Consider the following 20,952-nt stretch of genomic DNA (forward strand, 5'->3'; position numbering starts at 1 on the left):
TTTACTATTACTTTGAACGTCTATTGATTCCCATATGTACATTACGGAAGGTGTTTTACAAAATATAAGAGGAAATTACGATTTTCGATATATAGGTGTGTGTTATAAATGACCATTACCTTTAATAAAGATTATGGTCATAAAAGCGTTTGGTGATAAATGATTACAGGTAGTTATAGTGTATTGGTTTTTGAAATAATATGTGCAAATTCAATGCAACTTTAGCTGTTACATCGCCAATTGTTATCTAATTTTCCAATGCTGATAGTAACATCCTTATCTTTATACTCGCCTAGACTTTCGTTGATTATTGCATCAAATTTGTCGGCTGCAGCATCAATAATATCGGCATGTTGCTCTAGTTTTTGCATATCTAGTTCGTGCTCTTGCATGATAAGTTCCATTTTTTCAGCGATGGCTTCATGTTTGTTAAGCATCGATTTATTTATAACAATCTTTTCATCTGTTTCTATGACTATTTCATCAGAGTATTTGTCAAACTCTTCTTCATACTGCTCTAATTTTGCTTCCATAACTTCTAATGGCTTTTCAAGATGCTCAAAAGATCTTTCTACTTCTTCAAACGCTTTTAAAGCTTCAATTTGCTTGGGGGTCATTGGAATTTCTTTAAGTTTTTGACAGTTCTTATGCACATAAATTTTGTAGTTAGACTTGTCTTCTACTGTTGCATTGACCGATGTCATGAAACTCATTGCAACGGATGCTCCAATAAGTGAGGTTAATAATGCTGGTTTTAAAAGTTTAAGTGTCATATTTAGCTCCAAAGCTTTTTAGGTTGATATACACATAGTTGCTTTAAAGCGAAAAATAGTTTGAAAATTTTTATTTATGATTTTAGTTATGCCTGTCTAATATGCCTTTTGGTTTTTCATTTGAATGCTAGTTTCAGAGCTAAGAGTTTTGAATTAAAAGGTTATTTAGGTAGAGGATTACATTGTACTTAAAACGCTGTGTTTGTGATTAATATCACTTTTGTTGGCATTGTTGTCTAAAAAACACCCATAGTTATTTTGGCTATTTCTTATTGATTGGCGGTCAATATTGTTGATAAATAAATCACTTTATACGCAATTTTATTTAGCAACTCACTGAAATATTTCGTCAGTTTTAAGTTTTTAATTGTTATTTTTCACTCAGATGTAGGTATATACCTAGGTTTATTGATGGTTTTTTTAACTATATGAGATTTTAATTGAGTGCTTGTTTTTCATAGTCTATCAGGTCGTTTTTAAATAATCAGTCAGCTATTTTAAGTTATTCGTCAGTGCTTTTTTAATTATAATTAAGCTTTTATCAAAATAGCACCATATAGTAATGATTAAAAATAAAGCGTTGTATACATAAAGCGCTAGTAATAATAAAAGGTATTACAAAATGCCTAGCCAACAAAAATAATTACAATAAGCTAACGTTCCGGGGAGAACAGAATGTCACAAGACTATAATCATAAGTACACCCTTCAAACGAAAAAAAGAAATAAAATTACTCAAGCTATTATCTCGTCGTTATTCGTTACGCCTTTTTTTATCAGTGCTGCTGAACAAACAGACATAAAAGCCGATGAAACTGCCGACATTGAAGTGGTTACGGTGACTTCACAAAAACGTACACAGAATATTTTAAAGGTGCCAATTACCGTTGGTAGTGTATCAGCAGATACCATTGAAGAAACAAGTTCTCTTTTACTTAGTGATATTGATAAATTTATTCCTGGCTTTAGCTATAGCTCTGGCAGTATGACTCAAGCAGGTGTCAGTATGCGTGGTATCTCTAGCCCAGGTATTAGTGTAGGTGGCGACCCCTCAACAGCGACCTTTTATGATGATGTTTATATGCCACGAGCAGCACAAAACGTACTTTTTTCCGATATGGCTCGAGTTGAAGTGCTAAAAGGACCTCAAGGTACTTTATTTGGTCGTAATGCGGCGATGGGGGTTGTCAATATGGTACCAAATGCACCCACATCTGATTTTGAAGGTTTCATTAAAGCAACCCTCGGTACAGATAATTTACAGCGCTATGAAGGCATGGTAAATGCGCCATTGGCGAGTAATGTTTACTTACGTGGTAACTTTTTAACAAATAACCAAGATGGCTTTGTTGATAATGTTGATGATGCGTCTTGGAACGATGAGTTTAAATCATGGGAATTGGGTGAGCGCGCTCATAATGCGGCAAGAATCTCCCTATTGTGGGATATAAGTAGCCAAACTAGTTTTCAATTGGCTTATGATTGGGATGATTTAGAACAAGCTCCGCCAATGGGTATTGGTATAAGTGAATATGCTTATAACGGCGGAAAGAGCTATATGGGTTCTAAAGCCGAGAATGATGTGAGAAATGGTGTTGAGTCTCGCGATATGTATGGTGTAACAGGTAAGCTGACACATGAATTCAATGATCAATGGTCAATGAAATATGTGTTAAGTTATCGAGATTGGGAAACCATTAACCGTCAAGAAGAAGACGGTACCAGTGATGCAACACGTTATTTTGATACCTCAAACAATGAAGATTCAGATATTTTTTATACTGAATTACAACTTAACTATGTCAGCAATAAAATTAATGCGGTAACTGGCTTCTCTTACTCAAAAGAAGATGTTGGTCAAACGACTGAGCTAAACATGACAACAGATACCTATGGGCGTTTAGTCACAGGGGATTTGAATAGAAAAATTCATGATTTAACTGGTGGTATGGTGCCTGCAATGGATCATATGTGGAACCCTAATGAGTGGTCAGATACTTTAAACATGCTAGGTTTAGGCGACGCTATAATGTCGGCAATTGGTATGGACGGTGTGCCACTAACGGCTGATATTGTCAGTGCGACAGGTAATTTAACTTACGATATGGTGTCAACTCAATTGCCTGCTATGGCTAACCCTGGCGTCCCACCAGAATATTTACCTGCCTATGTTCCTGAGCTTTTTGGGCCGGGATATGGTGGTGCTTTCTATCAAGAAACAGTTAATAACACTGGCGATTTCACTAACTGGGGGATTTTTGCTGATGTTGATTATGCTATTACAGATAAGTGGAATGTTATTGTTGGCCTACGCTATTCAAATGATAAAAAAGACTTTACTTGGCATACGCCAGTAAATAGTTTCGCTACTGTCCCTGTTAATAGTGTCATTGAAATGCAGGGCGGAGAACAAATTCCGTTAACGAATTTATTGTTTGATGCCGTTGATTATAAGGCGTCAGATACATGGGATAAAGTATCAGGTCGCTTAGTGACAAGCTATCAAGTGACTGATGATGATATGGTATTCGCTTCGTACTCAACGGGTTATAAATCAGGTGGTTATGATTCATTAGGTGCTACAAAAAGTGGCGTACCACAAGCCTTTGAGCCAGAAGATAGTACTAACTTCGAAGTAGGCTATAAAGGTATTTGGGCTAAACAAATTGTTGCTAACATTAGCGCTTATTACTTAAGTTTAGAAAACTTACAAAAAAGTGTCTCGTCAAAAAGACCTGATGATATTGCTGCTATCCCATTAATTATTAGTATCGATAAAGATATTGTAGGTGCTGAGTTTGATTTACGCTGGATGGCGAGTGATAGCATTACTTTTGGTTTTGTTTCAGAGGTTCGTTCAACAGATACTAAAACGCCTTCATATTACAATGGGCAAGGTGATTTAATTGAGGCTGAAACACGTTCTGATGATGCTAGCCTTAACTACACATTAACCTTTGATTGGATGCCAGACTTTGGTGTAGGCACAACCAACTTACATGTAGATTATGCTTTCATTGAGAACTTAAATGCTGAAGAACCAGGTATTGAAGATTATAAACTTGCGGTACCAGAGTACTTTCGTGATACCAAAAGTCTTAATGCGCGCCTTTCATGGGCTAATGATGCTGACAACCTGAAAATTGGTTTATGGGGCAAAAACTTATTAGATGAAAAACATGTTGTTGGCTTTGGTGATTTAACGGCTGACATACTAGGGACACCACTTGTTCGCATTAATCGCGGCATAGAAGTGGGTGTAGACATTAAGTACTCATTCTAAATTTTATAAGTGAACTACCGTAGTCATTAGTTCTACTTTAAAAAAGCCAACATCATTTGATGTTGGTTTTTTTTACCGTATTGAACTGTGACTTGGAATCTGCATAATTTTATGTTTTTATAGTTCTTTGTTTTGACATCCGACCATTTTAATTTTTCCATGGCTGAATTTTTTTCCCAATTTGCTTTAGCGCAAATGGTAATGTGCGCATTACTGTTATTTCCTCTTAGAAAACAAAACCCTTCCATCAGTTTATTTATTTTACTTATGCTATGTAGTTGTGGGTATTTACTCAGTGCTTTATTACAACCTGAGCAAGATTCACTGGTTGCATGGTTATTACAAATAACTCTAAATGCATTGCCCGGTGTATTTTGGTTGGTTAGTTTAAGTGTATTTGGTGATCATACTATTTTGCAGCGTTGGCAATATATTGTCGCGTCATTGACTATGATGGTACCGTTATCAACCTCGATTATTGAGCTGACATTTGCAATTTCCTTGCAAGATTTTGATGCCATATACGGCTTGATAAAATACGGTATGTTATTGTTGGAGCTAGTTTTAATTTGCCATGCGCTGATTATCTCTTTTAAACATTGGCGTGATGATTTAGTGCAAGAAAGACGTTATATCCGTGGTGGTGTTATTGCCATTTCAGGGTTATATATTTTTTCTGTGATTGTGCTGGAGCAATTATTTAAAGTGGAGTGGGCTGGACTAGAAATAGTGACAAGCTTTTTGTTAGCGGCTTTAATTACGGCAATCAACTTTTTACTATTTCAATTAAAGCAGTCGAGTTTATTTGAAACGGTAAAACCGAAAGCTTCTGTCGAAGCTAACAACATTGAGTTACCTAAACAATCACAAGAATTGCTCAAAGTAGTCGAGTCAATGGAGCAAGATAAACTGTATCAACAAGATGGGTTGACTATAGCAGGACTAGCCAAACATCTGTCAATTCATGAATATAAATTAAGAAATTTAATTAATGGCGAGCTTAATTATCGTAACTTTAATGACTTCTTAAATTACTATCGAATTAAAGAAGTCACCGAAAGTTTAGCCTCTACAGATTATAATCATTTGCCTGTTTTAACCTTAGCGTTAGAAAGCGGCTTTAGAAGTCTGAGCTCATTTAATAAAGCCTTTAAGAATACTCACGGAATAACACCAACAGCGTATCGAAAGAAGAATAATTCTAATTTGGGGTGAGTTGCAATGTATTGATTATTAACAGATTTTCTGTTGTTTTTTGGTAATCAATAAGGCTGTTTTAGAATTCGTCAGACTTTTTTTAGAATTCGTCAGCTATTTTACCCTTAGCTACTTATAGTGATGTCATTGTTTTTCTAACTGTGCTTTCTTATGAGTCGTTTTATTTGTTATCGCAATTTATTAAGTAAAAAAATATTCACTAAAATATTGACTAAGATGAATCTTTCATGCTTAGTTTCTATTAAAGTCTTGAGCACTATTGCTACCACTTCACTTGTCAGTTTTACTGCACATGCTGAAGGAAAACCCTCTATTGAAATGCCAGTAACCTATCAACAGTGTGTTGCATGTCATGGTGATGTTGGACAAGGTAATAGTCAATTAAAAGCACCAGCCCTTGCTGGATTATCTCAAAAATACTTAACCAGACAATTAACAAACTTTAAAACAGGCCTACGTGGTAGTCATGAAAAAGATACCTTGGGCTTGCAAATGCAACCCTTTGCAAAAGCGATAGATAACGACAAGGATGTTTATCTTCTAACCAGTTATTTAGCCAATCTTCCGATAGCATCCACAGAGCCAACAATAAAAGGTGATTTAAAAAACGGTAGTCGCTATTACCAAGGTAAATGCGGAGCGTGCCATGGTGGTACTGCGCAGGGTAATGAATCAATGAATGCGCCTAAATTAGCTGGGCAGGATACTGATTACTTAAAAAGACAAATGCAAAACTTTACCTCAGGTGTACGTGGCACTCATGCTGATGACAAATTAGGTCGTCAAATGGCAATGATGGCCAAAACGACCTCAGGTAAAGAGTTAGATGACATTCTTTACTATATTGCTGTGCAAAAGTAAGGAGAGCGTAATGAAGTTGTTTAATTTAATGTTTGTATGTTGCTTTTTCATCATTAACCTGAGTGCGAATAGTTACGCTCAGGGTGTTGATATTATGAGTGCTGAAGAGGCTCAATCTACATTTAAGCTTTCAGAGCGTTGTCCGCCTAGTTTTGAATTAACCGCTGACGGTGTTTGCCTTTTATTAACGCAATATCAATTTTATAGCTCTGTACAAAATAAAGGTTTAGGGGGAACACGGACCAATTTACCACCGCATCGGGATGGTTTTACACCTGCGCAAATTGATTTAGGCCGTTACTTATTCTTTGATCCATTGTTATCGAAAGATGGATCAATTTCATGCGCTAGTTGTCATCAACCTGATAAAGGTTTTAGTGATGATTTAGATCGTAGTATTGGCATCACCGGTGAGAAAGTCGGCCGAAGTGCACCTACTTTGTGGAATGTTGCTTTTGTCGATAAGTTTTTCTGGGATGTTCGTGCTACGACTTTAGAAGAACAAGCACAGGGCCCTTTATTTGATGCCCTTGAAATGGGAAACACCCCTGAGAACTTACTCGCTACTTTGCTAAGTAATCAGCATTATGTAGAGATGTTCTCTCAAGCCTTTCCTAATGTTTTTGAACAAGGTGGAACGATTGAGTTATCACAGGTTTATACGGCGTTAACAGCTTTTCAAGCATCGTTAATCTCATTAAATAGCCGCTACGATCGTTATGCTCATGGATATCATGAAGCCTTAACTGAGCGAGAAATAGCAGGGTTAAATGTCTTTCGTTCATTCGTGGCGCGCTGTGCAGAGTGTCACCAACCGCCATTATTTACTAACAATGAAATAGCCGTTATCGGTACACCAGAGCCTGAGGGTAGAGCATTAGATATTGGTGCAGAAAAAACTTATGACGCGCCAAAATTACGCGGTGCCTTTAAAGTACCGACTTTAAGGAACATTACAAAATCTGCGCCATATATGCATTCAGGCCGTTACGATAATTTACTAGATACAGTGAAGTTTTATAACGATGGTCGTGGCAATTCAGTACCTGAAGGTGAAGATATGTTGCTTCATTGGCATATATCAGAACCAAACTTAACTGATGAAGAAATGGATTTAATTGTTGAGTTTATGGGCACGTTAACTGATGAAAGTTTAACACCGCAAATTCCTAGCAGTGTTCCGTCAGGATTATCAGTGGTTGATGATAAATTTCAAGCACTTAATGATAAATAAACTTTCTGTTGATAAGCAAGTAGAAGTGTTTTTAAGTGCAAGATGATTAAAAAATTAATAACAATAAATTAAGTAAAACTAAAAATTACAATAAGTGCATAACGCGGAGAATTATATGGTTTCTAAAAAAATAGTTGGAACAGTACTGGTAGCTGGGGCTTTTGCCGCTGGGGTTTATTATGGTGGCAGCCAGAATGTAACACCAGTTATTACGAATAGCTCTGCTGGTGCAAGTTACGGTGGCGGCTATGATAAATCGGCGGATAAAGATGCACAAAAAGGGGCAAAAAAATCTGCGGTTAAGCAAAGAACAGAAGTAGGACAAACCCATGTAGTTAATGATGGGGAAACCATCATGGCAGCGGTTCAGGCGGCCAAGCCAGGCGATACAATCCAAGTTATGCCGGGCACGTATCATGAAACCGTTTATGTTGATAAAGATGATATTCGTATTATTGGCGTTATTAAAGAAGGTAAGCGAGCAACCCTTGATGGTAAAGGCGTATTAAATGATGCTTTTTTATATTCAGGTAATAACTTTGTTATAGAAAACTTTATCATTACTAAGTACAAAGGTAATGGTGTTATGGGGCAAGCGGGTAATAACTTCGAAATCCGCAATAATATTATTGTTGATACAGGTGTTTACGGTATTTTTCCACAATTGGGTAAAAACGGCATCGTTGAATACAATGTTATTTCAGGTATTGAAGATGCCGCGATTTATGTTGGTATGAGCGATAACATTCATGTTGCCTATAACGATGTCTTTGCCAATGTAGCAGGTATTGAAATTGAAAACTCACGCCATGCTATTGTTGAAAATAATAACGTTTATAACAACACGGGCGGTATTTTAGCTTTTATCACGCCAGGTTTGCCGATTAAAACAACCTACGATGTAATTATTCGTAATAACTTTATTTACAACAATAACCATAAAAACTTTGGTGCGCCCGGCTCTACTGTGGGTGGGATCCCTGCTGGTACCGGCATATTGATTATGGCAGCTGATGATGTTGTTGTTGAAGATAACATTATTACCGGTAACAAAACGGCGGGTATTTTAATCACTGATCATCATAACGCACCGAATGTGACGATTGATCCAGAATCAGATCCTAATCCTGATGGTGTCAAAATCTTAAATAACCTAATGCATAACAATGGCTACGACACAATTGATGAAGTGAAAGCCTTAATGTTAACTGAGTTTAAACAAGGCGAGCCAGATATCGTACGTGTTGGTACAAGTAATGATAGCTGTATTATAAACCGCCATCGCTATGTCTCTGTTGGAGTAAATAGTTGGAAAGAATGTGAATTTACTAATACTCATTCAATCGATACTTACTTACTAGATGAGCCTGTACCACCACGCGTCATTGATCCTTCTGAGCGCGGTAAAGTAGTTTATAACGGTGTATGTGCGGGTTGTCATACCTATACAGGGCGTATGATTGGTCCTCCAGTGCAAATAATTCAAGCTCTTTATATGGATAACCCACAAGGTTTAGCTGATTTCATTGCCAAGCCTACGAAGAAACGTGAGGACTATCCTGAAATGCCACCGCAAAATTATTTAGACGAAGAAACACGTCTAGCTGTGGCTAAATATATGTTAGCGCAAAAGAAGTAGCGTTAATAAGCTCTCCCTAGGAAGTGCCTTAAAGCGAATTTAGGGTGCTTCCGCTTCCATATTTTCCAAACATTAGTTGATTGAGGTTTTATTAGTGAACCTGAGATCACTCTTATATCTGAACACGAGTCAATCATGAATATAGAAAACAGCCATATTGAAGAATACACTTCTATTGAGCAGCTGCAGGACATTTTTGCATCGCAGCGTGCTGCCTTTAATAACAATATATACCCGAAAATAACTGAGCGAATAGCGCAGTTAAAGCAGTTAAAAGCAGCGGTGATGAATAATCAAGAGGCATTGATTAGTGCAATAAGTAGTGACTTTGGTCATCGTTGTGCTGATGAAACACGTATCTCTGAATTGCTGACATTTGTTGAGGCTATTGATACATCAATTAAACATATTCATCGTTGGACTAAACCATCAACGCGAAAAGTGTCGATTATCTTTCAGCCAGCCAGCAACCAAGTGCTTTACCAGCCATTAGGGGTTGTTGGTATCATGGTGCCATGGAATTATCCATTGATCTTAAGTTTAGGTCCACTTGTTACCGCCCTTACTGCTGGTAACCGCGTCATGTTAAAGCTTTCTGAATATACGCCGCACTTTAATGAGTGCTTGACAACATTACTTGCCACGGTATTTAAAACTGATCAAGTTGCTGTAACCACAGGTGTTGCCGATGTCTCAACGGCATTTTCTCAACTACCTTTTAATCATTTATTTTTTACAGGTTCAACAGGCGTAGGTAAATTAGTAATGAAAGCGGCGGCTGAAAATTTAACCCCCGTTACCTTAGAATTAGGTGGTAAATCGCCAGCAATAATCACCGACAATGTGGATATGGATTTAGCTGCAGAGCGCATTTGTTTTGGTAAATCTTTAAACGCAGGTCAAATTTGTGTCGCGCCTGATTATATTCTATGCCCTGAGCATAAAAAGCATGAATTTATTGAAGCGTATAAGAATGCTTTTGCTCGCATGTACCCAAGTATTAAAGATAACCCTGATTACTCCACGATCATTAATGAAGCACAATACCTGCGTTTGCAAAAATTAATTGAAGAAGCGGAGTTAGCTGGCGCTCGATGTACACAAATAAATCCTGCTAATGAAAGTTTTGAAAATACCAGAAAAATGCCTCCTACAATAGTAGAAAATGCTAGTGCAGATCTTGGGGTGTTAACTGAGGAATTATTCGGGCCAATACTGCCGATTGTTACTTATAATAAACTAGAGCAAGCCATTGATTATGTTAATGATAGAGCTAGACCTTTGGCTTTATATCTATTTAGTTTAGATAAAGGTGAACAAGCGCAAGTTTCTTATCAAACTCATTCTGGTGGTATTTGTATTAATAATACCATTACACATTTAGCGCAAGGAGACCTACCTTTTGGTGGTGTGGGTGACTCAGGTATGGGCCATTATCATGGCTTTGAAGGCTTTCAGACCTTCTCTAAAGCCAAAGCAGTACATAAAATTGGTAAGCTTAATGGTGGAAAATTACTGTACCCACCCTACGGCAAGAGCATACACCAGTTATTTTATAAGTTGTTTGTGAGGTAATAGCGAGTTAGAAAATTGTCAATTAAGCGATAAGCTAAGTAATAACGCTGGTATTACTTAGCTTAATTTGACGAATACTAAATATTATATGCCTCTGATATTCTTATTAAGCCTGGTTTGTTTTCTTGCTGCTTTGACGGTTTTTATAAAGCACTAAAGCAATGAGTAAAAAAGCTAAGAAAAATAACCCAAAGGTAGAACTAGCTTGGTCACTCTCTACTTCATCAGGCGTTAAAATATCACGACCATTCCCCGTCAGTTTATAGACTTGATAAAAACCATCATTGACTTCTATTGCTTCAAGTATCACCTTTTTTCCCAGTAATACTTGTGATTTGTTGCCTTCACAATAATCACTTCTAAACTTGATTGATAAATTGTAAGTGAAATCAGAATCAGTCAAGCTTAATGCCGCTGCGCCTTTAGGTGGACAGTGTAATTGGTAAATCGAACCTTTAATGATTTGAATGTTACTCAATTGGGCATACGCTTTTGTGTGCATAGCACTTTTCACACCTAATAAAATAAAGAAGGCAGCTAATACTAATAAAATAATGTTGGTTGTTTTGCTCATAAGAAACTTTATTTTTGCTTTGCTTGAAAGACAATTTTTATGATGAATTTGTGAGGGTAAGTAGAACATATTCAAGATTATTTCGTCTTGATATATATCACAAACTCAACGTATAACTCCTGGCAAAGTTTCACGCTTTAATGCTTTTTTAATCTCTTACAAATGCGGAGGCTTCTTGGACAAAAGAGCTATTGGGTTGACCAAAAACACAAATAGGTCCGTAAGGATAATCTTCTGTATAGTAATAGCCATAATTGCCATAAGCGTCAGTCATACCATTACACTCATCTAGATCACCGCTACCTTCTTGATAAAACCAATCTTCAACAAAAATTCCTCTTTTGTGCGTTGCGATTGAAGGCGCACTGATATTGGAGCCTGCTGGCGTTTCTCGCTCTGAGTCATAGGTGCGCCAGCTTGACTTAGCTTTTTTAAGCGCACCGCTTTCTTTATCATAAAAGTAATGACCATAAATTGGAAAACCGTCAGGAGCAAAGCCGATAACAGGAGAGCCGCTACTATCAATATCTGAGGTAATTGCAACTTGATTAATGGCATCATCTACAAAAGAGAGTCCATCATTATCGCCATGGTAATGATATCTACCATCAAAAGCATGGCCTGTATATTCATCTAAAGTCACTATATCAGGGTTATTGGCAGGCACGGCATACCAATCAGCATTTAAGCCACATTGCTGACGAGTACCTAATCCAACATTCAAAGGTGCATTGATATCTGGGTGGTAACAAAAAGCAGAATCCATATCTAAATCAACGCCATTAAGTAATATGCCATTTAAGGTCAGCATCCCTGCTATTTTTCTTACATAACTCGCTTGTGTTTGTTTGGTTGGAAATCTTGGAACCGTTAAAATAAAGCTTATAGTGTTTGCTTGAACACGACTGGCAAAGTCTTTTCCGGTTGTAGTATTTGCGCCAACATCGTGGTTGGGGATGTTATTACTCTCAAAAGTGCAATGTTCACTATCGGCTGTTACGGTTAAATAACTGTCTAACACTTCACTTTGCTGAACATCGTAAATGGTTGCGTGATATTGACCCACATAAGCAGCGCAATCTGGGTTTCGGTTGCTTAGTTTGGTAAAGGAAATATCGCCTTGAGGGTTAGCTGTCAAATTATTTTCAGGCACTGTTGGCAATACAGGGCTATTGTCAGGAGTTTCGTCTGAACGGCTATTCTCAGAGCTTCCACCGCAACCGCTTAAAAGCATAGAAAGTGTTAACAAAATCAGTTTAGTGATGGCATTCAACGTAAATGTCTCAGATGAATTTAACTGTTAATTCACTATAAAGCCCTTAGCACTGTAATTACAGTGCTAGTCAGGTAAAGTTTTGTAAAGTTATTAACCTCATTAAATGCCTTCTTCTTGGGTGCTCACTCATTATAGTTTATCTGCTAAGTGGGATTATTAGATAAATAGACTAGGCTTGTGGTACTAAATATGAAAAGGCTAATAACATGATATTTAATCAAGGCTTAGTAAAGCGGTTATGTTTATTCGCAATATGCGCTATGGCTTTAGTAGGGTGTATGCATTCTTCACAAAGTACAAACGTCAGTGCAAAAAATTATGATTCAGCGGGTAAAAAGCTTCATGCTCTATTGGAAAAGGATTGGCAGAGGTATTTGAGGAATAATCCTGAAATGTCTTCATATTTAGGCGATACCAGATATAACGATCGTTGGAGTGACTTATCTCTACATGGAATCGCGCGTGTTAATCAGCAAGATAAAGCAGTGCTCTTACAGTTAAAAAACATTCAATATGATGCCTTATCAAAACAAGATAAAATTAACTACGATTTATTTAAGTGGCAGATAGAGTCAGCAGTAAATGAATATAAATATTCCCCTTTTTTGATGCCCATTAACCAACTAGAAGGGGTGCAATCCATTTATCAATACGCTGATTTTTTTACTTTTAATAACTATCAAGATTATCAAAACTGGCTTAAACGTTTACAAGCGTTGCCTCAGCTAATTGAACAAACAACGACGTTAATGAAAGCGGGTATCAAGCAGGGAGTTTTGCCTCCAGCTATTACTATTTCAAGAATACCTGCACAAGTTAAACAGCACTTGGTAAGTCATGCCAAAGAAAGTGTGTATTTTGCTAAGTTTAATGCTTTTCCTAAAAATATTGATAAGCATCAGCAACAGCAGTTGCTTGAACAAGCAACGACAGTAATTCAACATGAAATTACACCAGCATACCAAAAGTTTTATGACTTTTTAGAGAGTGAATATTTGCCGGCGTGTCGAAACACCGCGGGCATTTGGGATTTAACTGATGGTAAAGCGTATTATCAATTTCTTATTAACTATTACACTACAACCACGTTAACGGCCGATGAAATACATGAAATAGGTTTAAAAGAGGTCACACGAAATAGAGCTGAAATGGAGCAAGTTATTGATGAAGTTAAATTTGAAGGAAGCTTTCAACAGTTTTTAACCTTTTTACGAACGGATCCTCAGTTTTATTATCAAACGCCTGAGGCTTTACTAGAAGCATATCAAGCGGTAAGTAAGCGCTTAGACCCACACTTGCCTAAGCTGTTTGGTAAATTGCCGCGCATGCCTTATGGAGTCATCCCAATTCCAGATTCTATGGCTCCTGATGAAACGACTGCTTATTATTCTGGCCCTTCTGCCGATGGAACACGTGCAGGTTATTACTACGTCAATTTATACCTGCCAGAATCAAGGCCTAAATATGAAATAGAAGTGCTAAGTGTTCATGAAGCCGTTCCTGGGCATCACTTACAGGTGGCCTTACAAATGGAGTTAGGTGAACTTCCTAAGTTTAGGCGCTTTCTCGATTTTACTGTATTCACTGAGGGATGGGGCTTATATAGTGAACGTTTAGGTTATGACATGGGACTTTATAGCGATCCGTATTCTCGCTTTGGACAATTAACCTATGATATGTGGCGTGCGGTACGTTTAGTTGTTGATACGGGAATACATCACAAAGGTTGGACACGAAAGCAAGCTATTGATTATTTTATGGCAAATGCCGCTAAGTCAGAGCAAGATATTATTAATGAGATAGATCGCTATATTTCTTGGCCAGGTCAAGCACTCGCATACAAAATAGGGCAGTTGAAAATACTTGCTTTGCGAGAAAAGGCTGAAAAGACACTAGGTGATAAGTTTGATATTAGAAGCTTTCACGATACGGTTTTAGGCAGTGGTTCAATACCGCTTAACGTGCTGGAAGACAATGTAGAACAATGGATTGAGTCTAAGCAATAGTCAGTATTTTTAACTGATATATTGATTTTTGTAAAACGCTAAATTAGGGTTAAATGCTAGGGGTTGGTACTTTCAATAGGAAGGGTAAATGTTAATAAAAGAAAACTGTGGTCTTATAATTGTTGATGTCCAAGGACGTCTTGCTCAAATGGTACATAACAGTGATGCTTTGCTTGTGAACACTCGAAAGTTAATTGAGTGTTGTCAGTTGTTAGCTATACCTATTATTTGGCTTGAACAAAACCCAAAAGGGTTGGGAGAGACACTACCTGAACTTTCTGATTTACTTAAGCAGTCGAGCAAAGTATTTGAAAAGTTTCATTTTAATGCTCTTTATGAACCTGAAATTGCTACTGCTATTAAAGCAACTGGCAAACAGCAGTGGCTTGTGGCAGGAATCGAAGCACATGTCTGTGTTTACCAAACTGTCATGGGGCTACTTAATGCTGGCTATGAAACAGAAGTCGTAATTGATTGCATAGCATCCAGAATGCAATCAAATATTGAAGTGGCTATTGCTAAGATGCAACAAAAAGGCGCGAGCATCTCAAGCTTAGAGATGTCTGTGTTTGAATTACTTAACAGCGCTAAGTCAGATGAGTTTAAAGGTATATTACCGATAATAAAGTAGTAACTCTTATGAGGTCTTACTTAAGCTTTTGAATATTTTCTTAATTAAAAGCCATTTATTTTGAATAAAATAAATGGCTTTACGTTTAACTTAAGATTTTATGCATGCTTATAAATGTGATTTGTATATTTCTCTATTGGCTGATTAGTTTATAGCCCAGCTTGGGAGCAGAAAGCAACTTGCAGCGAATAAAGCCCAAATTAGCATAGTTAACCAATACATAGCGGGATCACTACCTCGATGATAAGGATGCCATATGTAGGCAACTCCTCTGACTAAATCAAAAAGTAACCAAAGTGTTAGAGCAAAACCTAACCAATAAGCCCAAGGTAGTGATAACAACATACTAGTACTCCTCATCGGCGTTAAGAGTGCCATCTAAATTACTATCAAGTGCCGACTGCCAACCTTTACCCGGTACAGTACACGTATAAGTCAGGTTGTTATTGGCTGTTTTGGCTAAAGCTAATAACTGAGAGCTTGCTAAAAGATCTTCAGCTGCTGAGTCACTTCTATATTGATTTGTTGTATGTTCAAATAAATAACCACGTTGTTTGCCGTCAATCATACCTAAAGCAATAAGGTCACACTCAGTAACTTCACCTCCTAATATTTTTGAAGTGAATGATGTAGTAGCTCGCTGCTCAAATAACGCAATGCGTTGTTCAACCTGTGCATTTGATTGTGAAGATAGCGTTATTTGCTGACCGACAATGGGGGCTAAATCATTATCAAACTCCATCATGTAATCAACTAAACCTTGACGTGTTTCTTCATCAGGAATACCTACTTCACCAAAATTGAAGTGACAACCATGGCGCTCATCTGCACCCTCAGGGCAACCTGCTTCACCATTATCAAAGACTCCACCTTTTAGGAAGTTAAGTAATTGATCTGTTGCACCATCATGCAAAAAACCAAAGCCTCTTATTTGCTCACCTTGATGTTGTTTAGTATGAGAGGGTAGAAATCCTTCTCTATCAGGTAAGCCGAACATACCTACACGAGTATATAGGTTTCGTAAATGTGGTACTTTTAATATTTGAATTTCACCTCCATGCGCTATTTCGCCACGCGTACCATAAAAGCCTTGTTCGTGATCTACGCCATGACAGCCTTCACAGTTAACACCATCAGGGGAGTCACCATTGAGTAAGGTATCTTCAGCGGCACCATCTGAACGACGTTCACCGTGAAAAAAATCTTCTCCAGTTTTTGCTGATGTAGATAGAGAATTATCAAGGCCACGGATAGGGTTTGGCGGTAAAGCAACGCGCAACATGAAGTCAGCGAATTTATCCATGTCTTGTTCAAGCTCAATGACTTGATCGGTTTTGTTTTCTGAGTCTACCGATTCTGGTAACGCAATATTCATCCCTAATAAGCCTTCAAAAGCGACAATGAAGTTTTTAAAGGACGTTTTTTCATCTAAGGTTTGCTCTATATCATCACCAAAATAACCGACAGAACGGTCACCACGCCAGTGCATATGCCCACTGTTCTGCATGCCACGTAGCGATTGTGTACCCATGGGGCCTTTCATTGAGGCAAATGTTCTCTTATCGCCATTGCCATTGATGATGTCGAGTAATTGACAACTTTCATCTTCTGGCCCAACGAGTAAACAGCCTAATTCTGTTAGATTTTCTGTAGGGAAGGGCTGTGGGTTAACCCCATTCGATGCGTCAGGATTACCTAAGTTCCAACTTAAATGATCTGTATCTCCAAAGATATGGCAACTTGCACAAGAAGATTCACCATTTGAAGAAGAGCGTTCACCATCGTAAAGCATTGAGCGCCCTGCCATGTAACTAGCAGGTTCAAGCGTTGGCATTGTGATGCGTTGTATTTCAACATTTTGGCTTAAATCTACACGGACTAAGCTATTATCAAATCGTGTGAAAACATAGAGGGATTGGTGCTGCTCATCGAGTAATAAACCTGCTGGCCCACCTTCGATGGTTAAGTAATTTTCACTGAGCTGGGTGGGATCAAACTCATCGCCACTGTTATCCCAATATTTAGATTGTTCTAGTTGTGAGGTCGGTAAAACAGCCACTTTATCTGAGCCGATAACTGCATTATATAATGTGCTACCATCTTGAGATATGGCAAGTTGTGTTGGTGTCGATAATGTATGTTTTTTAAGCGCTTCTTTACCCTTTAAGTTTGAATAATCAATATGGCGATTTAAATGTCTTGGCTCGACAGAACCTGACTGTGGGTTAATCACGGTAATACGGCTTTGTGCGATATTTCCCTGAACCGTTGTACCGCCAAAAACACCGGGACCTTCAAAGCGAGTTGCATTATTGGATTCAGTATTAGATACATAGACTTGGCCAGATTTAGGGTTAATGGCTAAATTGAATAGCGTTGTACCGACATGGGCAAAAGCTTTTGTTTCGCTCAAGGTATCAGTATCAATTTCAAAAACATCTAAGTCAGGCAAAGTGAAGCGAATGCCATTAGAAAAGTTACGTCCTTTTGTGTCGCGCCATTGACCAGATTCGTTATCATATTTAACGATCATACTTGTCCAAGGTTGGTATTCACCATCGGCATTAACTCCTGGCGCTGTTCTACCACCGGGAAGATATCCTTCTGTTAAACCATTGGGGCTACTAATTTCATCCATTACTTGGCAAGGGTAAGCGCCATATACATCATCTTCATAGCCGTAACACATTACTGACTCATGAACAGCTGTAGTTTGATTACCTGAGTTTAGTACGCCTGCATATAGACGAGTTTGATCTTCCGATATCGCGAGGCCTCTAAGCGTATCACCGAACAGTGATATAATCTTAATAGGTTTACCCCCTAAGGTATTTGTTAAGTTTTCGCTATCAAAAACCCAAATATCAGCGCGACCTGTACTTGGGGTGTGCAATTTTGCATCACCAGCGCCTTCTACACTGGCTAATGCAGGATTCATTCTTTGTTGGCCACGATGCGCTGTAGTAATAAAGGCTTTATTTTTTGCAAAAACGATATCTTTAGGTTCATCACCAACGAGTAGAGTTCTTAAAACAGTGGCACGATCCGTTGAAATATCAATTAAAGTGATGGAATCTGAAAGATGATTTACCACCCAAGCAGTATCGTTATGAATAGCAACAGCAACAGGCTCTATACCTACAGGAACTGACTGCAGATGACTCGCTTGACCATTGTCTTCTATGGCAAATATTTCAATAGTGTTATTTGAGGTATTGGTTACTAGCAGTTTGTTGCCGTCAGCAGTTTTAGCAATGGGCCTTACGGGGGCAGACTCAAAACCAATAAATTGAGCTCTGGGCTCTGGCGGCGTAACGATAGCAGGTGGTGTTACCGGTGTTGGAGCTGGTGGATTTGTCGCTGTAGGTGACTCTTTACTACCGCAACCACTCACTAGCATAACTAATATAGATAATTGAAAAAATTTATTCATGTGACTTCCTAGTAAATAATTATAAATTTTCATGTTGACAATTTACAGATTACACTAGGCTTTAATAAATTGTCAACGTGACAATTTAATTGTTTTTGTTATAGTGTTCATTTTAAGCTTGATTGGAGGTTGTATGGCAAGACCAAGCATGGCGGGTCAACGGCGTGAAGAAATATTAGACGCGCTTGAAATATGTATTTTAGAACAAGGTATTCAGGCAACATCATTAGAGAATATCGCTGATACTGCAAAAATGAAGCGTACAATATTACGTCATTATATTGGCAATAGAGATGACATTATTTGTGCGCTAAGTGAGCGCTGGTTAAAGAAATATTCACAGCAATGGCTAGATTTATTAGCTTGGTTGCCTAGAGAAAACAGAGCTGATGCCCTTATAGATTCACTGTTTTCTTCGAGAAGCAAAGAAATGGTTAATAATACTATTATTGGTGAAGCTATTTTCTCAGAAGCAAAGCGACTAGAGTCAATTAAGGTGCATCAAAAGCAAATCATGGCAGAATTTATTCAGCATTTAGTACGAGAATTCTCAGAACAATTTTCAAAGGCCAATAGCAGCACAGTTGAGCTGGTAGCGTATGGTATATACTCAAATTACTTAATGAGTGAATCATTATTACCCTTGGGGATGTTCGATGAAATGTATAAGTTAAAGCAAGCTTCACTATTAATGACTCAGCAATTACGATAGAAAAGTAAATTGTCATATTGACAATTTACTTTTCTAAAGGTACATTACGCATCATGATTTAGTAAAACAACTCTTAGGTGCAATATATGAATCTCTTTAATTCTATTTTAACTTCCATCGTGATCGTGGTGATTTTTTGGGCTTGTGCTTTTTTTCAAACCAGTATTGCTCATGCTATTCAGCATAAAGAAGTGGGTGCTTCGTTAGAACTCTCTAAAAAAGCTAATGCAGAAAAAGTGAAAGTCCATAAAACTGCGCTAGATAATGCGGAATTAGTAAATGAAAGTATTACAAAAATCATTAACTTTTCAGGGATTAAACAACGTATTTACTTAGAAGATACGCCCCAGCTCTGGCAGAGATTTAATAGTGATACTAAAATCCATAAACTGTTAAAACAGCAGCCTAAACAAATATTTGTCACTTATAGCGCTTTATCTAAAGACTTTAAACAAGCAGATGTTGCTATCGGTTATAACGTGATTGAATTGAGTAAATTTGATAGTCATCACACCATTGAAATGCACCGTCTTAAGCGATTATTAGCCAAAGGTAAATACTCAGACAGTGCATTAACTGATGCTTGGAAAAGTATAGATTATAATAAAGCCATAGATTATGTACTTGAAGTACATGATTTAAGCAATGGCACTGATATTGAATCAACACAACTGTTTGTCGCGTATAAGTAGGAGACACTGATGGAATTTTTATCTCAAATCTTAACGCCGGATGACGTATGGGGCTTGGAAGCTTGGATTGATGATTGGTTTTTTGTGATTGCCATCGCATTATTTTTAATCGAATGTGTTCGCTATGTAATAAAGAAAAAGTTCACTAAAGATTTCTTCGGTGATAGCGTTGCCAATTTTGTGACTTTGGGTTTGTTTATATTAATTGTTGCTACGGTTGGAGCAACCTATGCAGGGGTGTTCATATTTACTTATGAGCAGTTCAGTTTGGTACAATTACCAATTAATGGTTGGACAATCTTATGTTGCATTATACTTGCTGATCTTGCTTATTATTGGGAGCACAGATTTTTACATATGAACGGTTTTGGTTGGGCCACTCATACAGTCCATCATAGTTCACCGCATTTTAATATATCAGTAGCGTATAGACATGGCCCTATGGATTGGTTCTTTCCCTTGTTTTTCCATTTGCCGCTAGCGTTAATAGGTTTTCACCCATTTGTTATTTTCTTAGCAGAAATTGTAGTACAGGTATTTCAAACGCTTTTACATACCGAAACGGTGAAAAAGTTACCAAGACCTATAGAAGCCATTTTTAATACGCCGTCGCATCATAGAGTCCACCACGCAACGAATAAACAGTATTTAGATAAAAACTATGCAGGAATTTTTATTATTTGGGACAAAATGTTTGGCACGTTTGCCGAAGAAAAAGAGCCGGTGAACTATGGCATTTACCCAAAACTTAATAGTGTTAATCCAATAAAAGTATTTTTCTCTGGTTACGTAAAGTTATGCCAAAGATTGTGGAATGCGCCTTCATGGGGGTACCGTTGGAATTTGTTAGTAAAATCTCCAACTTGGGCGTGGCAGCAAGAAAATAAATAATGAAGTAGGAATTAACTATTTTTATTCTTAATTAAGCCTTCCTTTTGGAAGGTTTTTTATCTTTAGTGCGGTTTATTTACTTGTTGCTACTGTTAAATTCTGCTTAAATCTTTTTATGCAGCATTAAGAAGATGCTAATACTCTAGGAACACAAT

The 20,952-nt window shown here is 37.6% G+C and carries 16 protein-coding genes; 11 read left to right on the forward strand and 5 right to left on the reverse strand.

The window, feature by feature from the left end; translation table 11 throughout:
* Window positions 1-221 precede the first annotated feature (221 nt).
* Window positions 222-773, reverse strand: a complete 552-nt coding sequence (locus EPA86_RS03095; RefSeq protein WP_140601784.1) for a hypothetical protein — start codon at window positions 771-773, stop codon at window positions 222-224.
* 675 nt (window positions 774-1,448) lie between these two features.
* Between EPA86_RS03095 and EPA86_RS03100 the strand changes: the two genes are divergently transcribed.
* The 6 genes from EPA86_RS03100 to EPA86_RS03125 all read left to right on the forward strand — a co-directional run bounded on the left by EPA86_RS03100 (window position 1,449) and on the right by EPA86_RS03125 (window position 10,582).
* Window positions 1,449-4,055, forward strand: coding sequence for a TonB-dependent receptor (locus EPA86_RS03100; protein ID WP_140601786.1), 2,607 nt, complete (start codon window positions 1,449-1,451; stop codon window positions 4,053-4,055).
* Between the two features lie 159 nt (window positions 4,056-4,214).
* Window positions 4,215-5,270 (forward strand): helix-turn-helix domain-containing protein, encoded by a 1,056-nt coding sequence (locus tag EPA86_RS03105; RefSeq protein WP_140601788.1) that lies wholly within the window; start codon window positions 4,215-4,217, stop codon window positions 5,268-5,270.
* A 219-nt stretch (window positions 5,271-5,489) separates the two neighbouring features.
* Window positions 5,490-6,134 carry a c-type cytochrome gene (locus tag EPA86_RS03110; protein ID WP_170309554.1) on the forward strand — a complete coding sequence of 215 codons (645 nt, stop codon included), beginning with the start codon at window positions 5,490-5,492 and terminating at the stop codon, window positions 6,132-6,134.
* Between the two features lie 10 nt (window positions 6,135-6,144).
* The gene (locus tag EPA86_RS03115) at window positions 6,145-7,368 is read left to right on the forward strand and encodes a cytochrome-c peroxidase (protein ID WP_246058226.1); all 1,224 of its coding nucleotides are present in this window, start codon (window positions 6,145-6,147) and stop codon (window positions 7,366-7,368) included.
* Window positions 7,369-7,483: 115 nt separating this feature from the next.
* Complete coding sequence (locus EPA86_RS03120; protein WP_140601792.1) at window positions 7,484-9,007, forward strand: parallel beta-helix domain-containing protein; 1,524 nt, start codon at window positions 7,484-7,486, stop codon at window positions 9,005-9,007.
* A 135-nt stretch (window positions 9,008-9,142) separates the two neighbouring features.
* Window positions 9,143-10,582: a coniferyl aldehyde dehydrogenase gene (locus EPA86_RS03125; RefSeq protein ID WP_140601794.1), complete on the forward strand. Its 1,440-nt coding sequence runs from the start codon at window positions 9,143-9,145 to the stop codon at window positions 10,580-10,582.
* Window positions 10,583-10,688: 106 nt separating this feature from the next.
* On the opposite strand, the gene EPA86_RS03130 is transcribed toward EPA86_RS03125, so the two are convergent.
* The gene (locus EPA86_RS03130) at window positions 10,689-11,156 is read right to left on the reverse strand and encodes a hypothetical protein (protein WP_140601796.1); all 468 of its coding nucleotides are present in this window, start codon (window positions 11,154-11,156) and stop codon (window positions 10,689-10,691) included.
* A gap of 148 nt (window positions 11,157-11,304) precedes the next feature.
* A complete protein-coding gene (locus EPA86_RS03135) occupies window positions 11,305-12,390 on the reverse strand; it encodes a YHYH protein (protein WP_140601798.1) in 1,086 nt (361 codons plus the stop codon).
* Window positions 12,391-12,710: 320 nt separating this feature from the next.
* On the opposite strand from EPA86_RS03135, the gene EPA86_RS03140 reads away from it, so the two are divergent.
* The gene (locus EPA86_RS03140) at window positions 12,711-14,438 is read left to right on the forward strand and encodes a DUF885 domain-containing protein (protein WP_246058227.1); all 1,728 of its coding nucleotides are present in this window, start codon (window positions 12,711-12,713) and stop codon (window positions 14,436-14,438) included.
* A gap of 88 nt (window positions 14,439-14,526) precedes the next feature.
* Window positions 14,527-15,069, forward strand: coding sequence for an isochorismatase family protein (locus tag EPA86_RS03145; RefSeq protein ID WP_140601800.1), 543 nt, complete (start codon window positions 14,527-14,529; stop codon window positions 15,067-15,069).
* Between the two features lie 144 nt (window positions 15,070-15,213).
* Here EPA86_RS03145 and EPA86_RS03150 read toward each other — a convergent pair whose 3' ends face one another.
* Complete coding sequence (locus EPA86_RS03150; RefSeq protein WP_140601802.1) at window positions 15,214-15,414, reverse strand: hypothetical protein; 201 nt, start codon at window positions 15,412-15,414, stop codon at window positions 15,214-15,216.
* Between the two features lies 1 nt (window position 15,415).
* Window positions 15,416-18,502, reverse strand: a complete 3,087-nt coding sequence (locus EPA86_RS03155; protein ID WP_211664897.1) for a YncE family protein — start codon at window positions 18,500-18,502, stop codon at window positions 15,416-15,418.
* Window positions 18,503-18,635: 133 nt separating this feature from the next.
* Between EPA86_RS03155 and EPA86_RS03160 the strand changes: the two genes are divergently transcribed.
* The 3 genes from EPA86_RS03160 to EPA86_RS03170 all read left to right on the forward strand — a co-directional run bounded on the left by EPA86_RS03160 (window position 18,636) and on the right by EPA86_RS03170 (window position 20,797).
* Entirely contained in the window at window positions 18,636-19,214 is a 579-nt protein-coding gene (locus EPA86_RS03160) for a TetR/AcrR family transcriptional regulator (protein WP_140601804.1), read from the forward strand.
* 86 nt (window positions 19,215-19,300) lie between these two features.
* Entirely contained in the window at window positions 19,301-19,906 is a 606-nt protein-coding gene (locus EPA86_RS03165; protein ID WP_140601806.1) for a hypothetical protein, read from the forward strand.
* A gap of 9 nt (window positions 19,907-19,915) precedes the next feature.
* Window positions 19,916-20,797 (forward strand): sterol desaturase family protein, encoded by an 882-nt coding sequence (locus EPA86_RS03170; protein ID WP_140601808.1) that lies wholly within the window; start codon window positions 19,916-19,918, stop codon window positions 20,795-20,797.
* Window positions 20,798-20,952 lie beyond the last annotated feature (155 nt).

This window comes from Litorilituus lipolyticus (assembly GCF_006439335.1).
Taxonomy (GTDB): domain Bacteria; phylum Pseudomonadota; class Gammaproteobacteria; order Enterobacterales; family Alteromonadaceae; genus Colwellia; species Colwellia lipolytica.

What these genes read in the sequence shown, in the direction of transcription:
- EPA86_RS03165 (WP_140601806.1), top strand. Translation starts at nt 19,301, where the DNA reads ATGAATCTCTTTAATTCTATTTTAACTTCCATCGTGATCGTGGTGATT.
- EPA86_RS03155 (WP_211664897.1), bottom strand. Translation starts at nt 18,502, where the DNA reads ATGAATAAATTTTTTCAATTATCTATATTAGTTATGCTAGTGAGTGGT.
- EPA86_RS03150 (WP_140601802.1), bottom strand. Translation starts at nt 15,414, where the DNA reads ATGTTGTTATCACTACCTTGGGCTTATTGGTTAGGTTTTGCTCTAACA.
- EPA86_RS03095 (WP_140601784.1), bottom strand. Translation starts at nt 773, where the DNA reads ATGACACTTAAACTTTTAAAACCAGCATTATTAACCTCACTTATTGGA.
- EPA86_RS03170 (WP_140601808.1), top strand. Translation starts at nt 19,916, where the DNA reads ATGGAATTTTTATCTCAAATCTTAACGCCGGATGACGTATGGGGCTTG.
- EPA86_RS03120 (WP_140601792.1), top strand. Translation starts at nt 7,484, where the DNA reads ATGGTTTCTAAAAAAATAGTTGGAACAGTACTGGTAGCTGGGGCTTTT.
- EPA86_RS03145 (WP_140601800.1), top strand. Translation starts at nt 14,527, where the DNA reads ATGTTAATAAAAGAAAACTGTGGTCTTATAATTGTTGATGTCCAAGGA.
- EPA86_RS03105 (WP_140601788.1), top strand. Translation starts at nt 4,215, where the DNA reads ATGGCTGAATTTTTTTCCCAATTTGCTTTAGCGCAAATGGTAATGTGC.
- EPA86_RS03115 (WP_246058226.1), top strand. Translation starts at nt 6,145, where the DNA reads ATGAAGTTGTTTAATTTAATGTTTGTATGTTGCTTTTTCATCATTAAC.
- EPA86_RS03110 (WP_170309554.1), top strand. Translation starts at nt 5,490, where the DNA reads ATGAATCTTTCATGCTTAGTTTCTATTAAAGTCTTGAGCACTATTGCT.
- EPA86_RS03140 (WP_246058227.1), top strand. Translation starts at nt 12,711, where the DNA reads ATGCATTCTTCACAAAGTACAAACGTCAGTGCAAAAAATTATGATTCA.
- EPA86_RS03160 (WP_140601804.1), top strand. Translation starts at nt 18,636, where the DNA reads ATGGCAAGACCAAGCATGGCGGGTCAACGGCGTGAAGAAATATTAGAC.
- EPA86_RS03135 (WP_140601798.1), bottom strand. Translation starts at nt 12,390, where the DNA reads ATGCTTTTAAGCGGTTGCGGTGGAAGCTCTGAGAATAGCCGTTCAGAC.
- EPA86_RS03100 (WP_140601786.1), top strand. Translation starts at nt 1,449, where the DNA reads ATGTCACAAGACTATAATCATAAGTACACCCTTCAAACGAAAAAAAGA.
- EPA86_RS03125 (WP_140601794.1), top strand. Translation starts at nt 9,143, where the DNA reads ATGAATATAGAAAACAGCCATATTGAAGAATACACTTCTATTGAGCAG.
- EPA86_RS03130 (WP_140601796.1), bottom strand. Translation starts at nt 11,156, where the DNA reads ATGAGCAAAACAACCAACATTATTTTATTAGTATTAGCTGCCTTCTTT.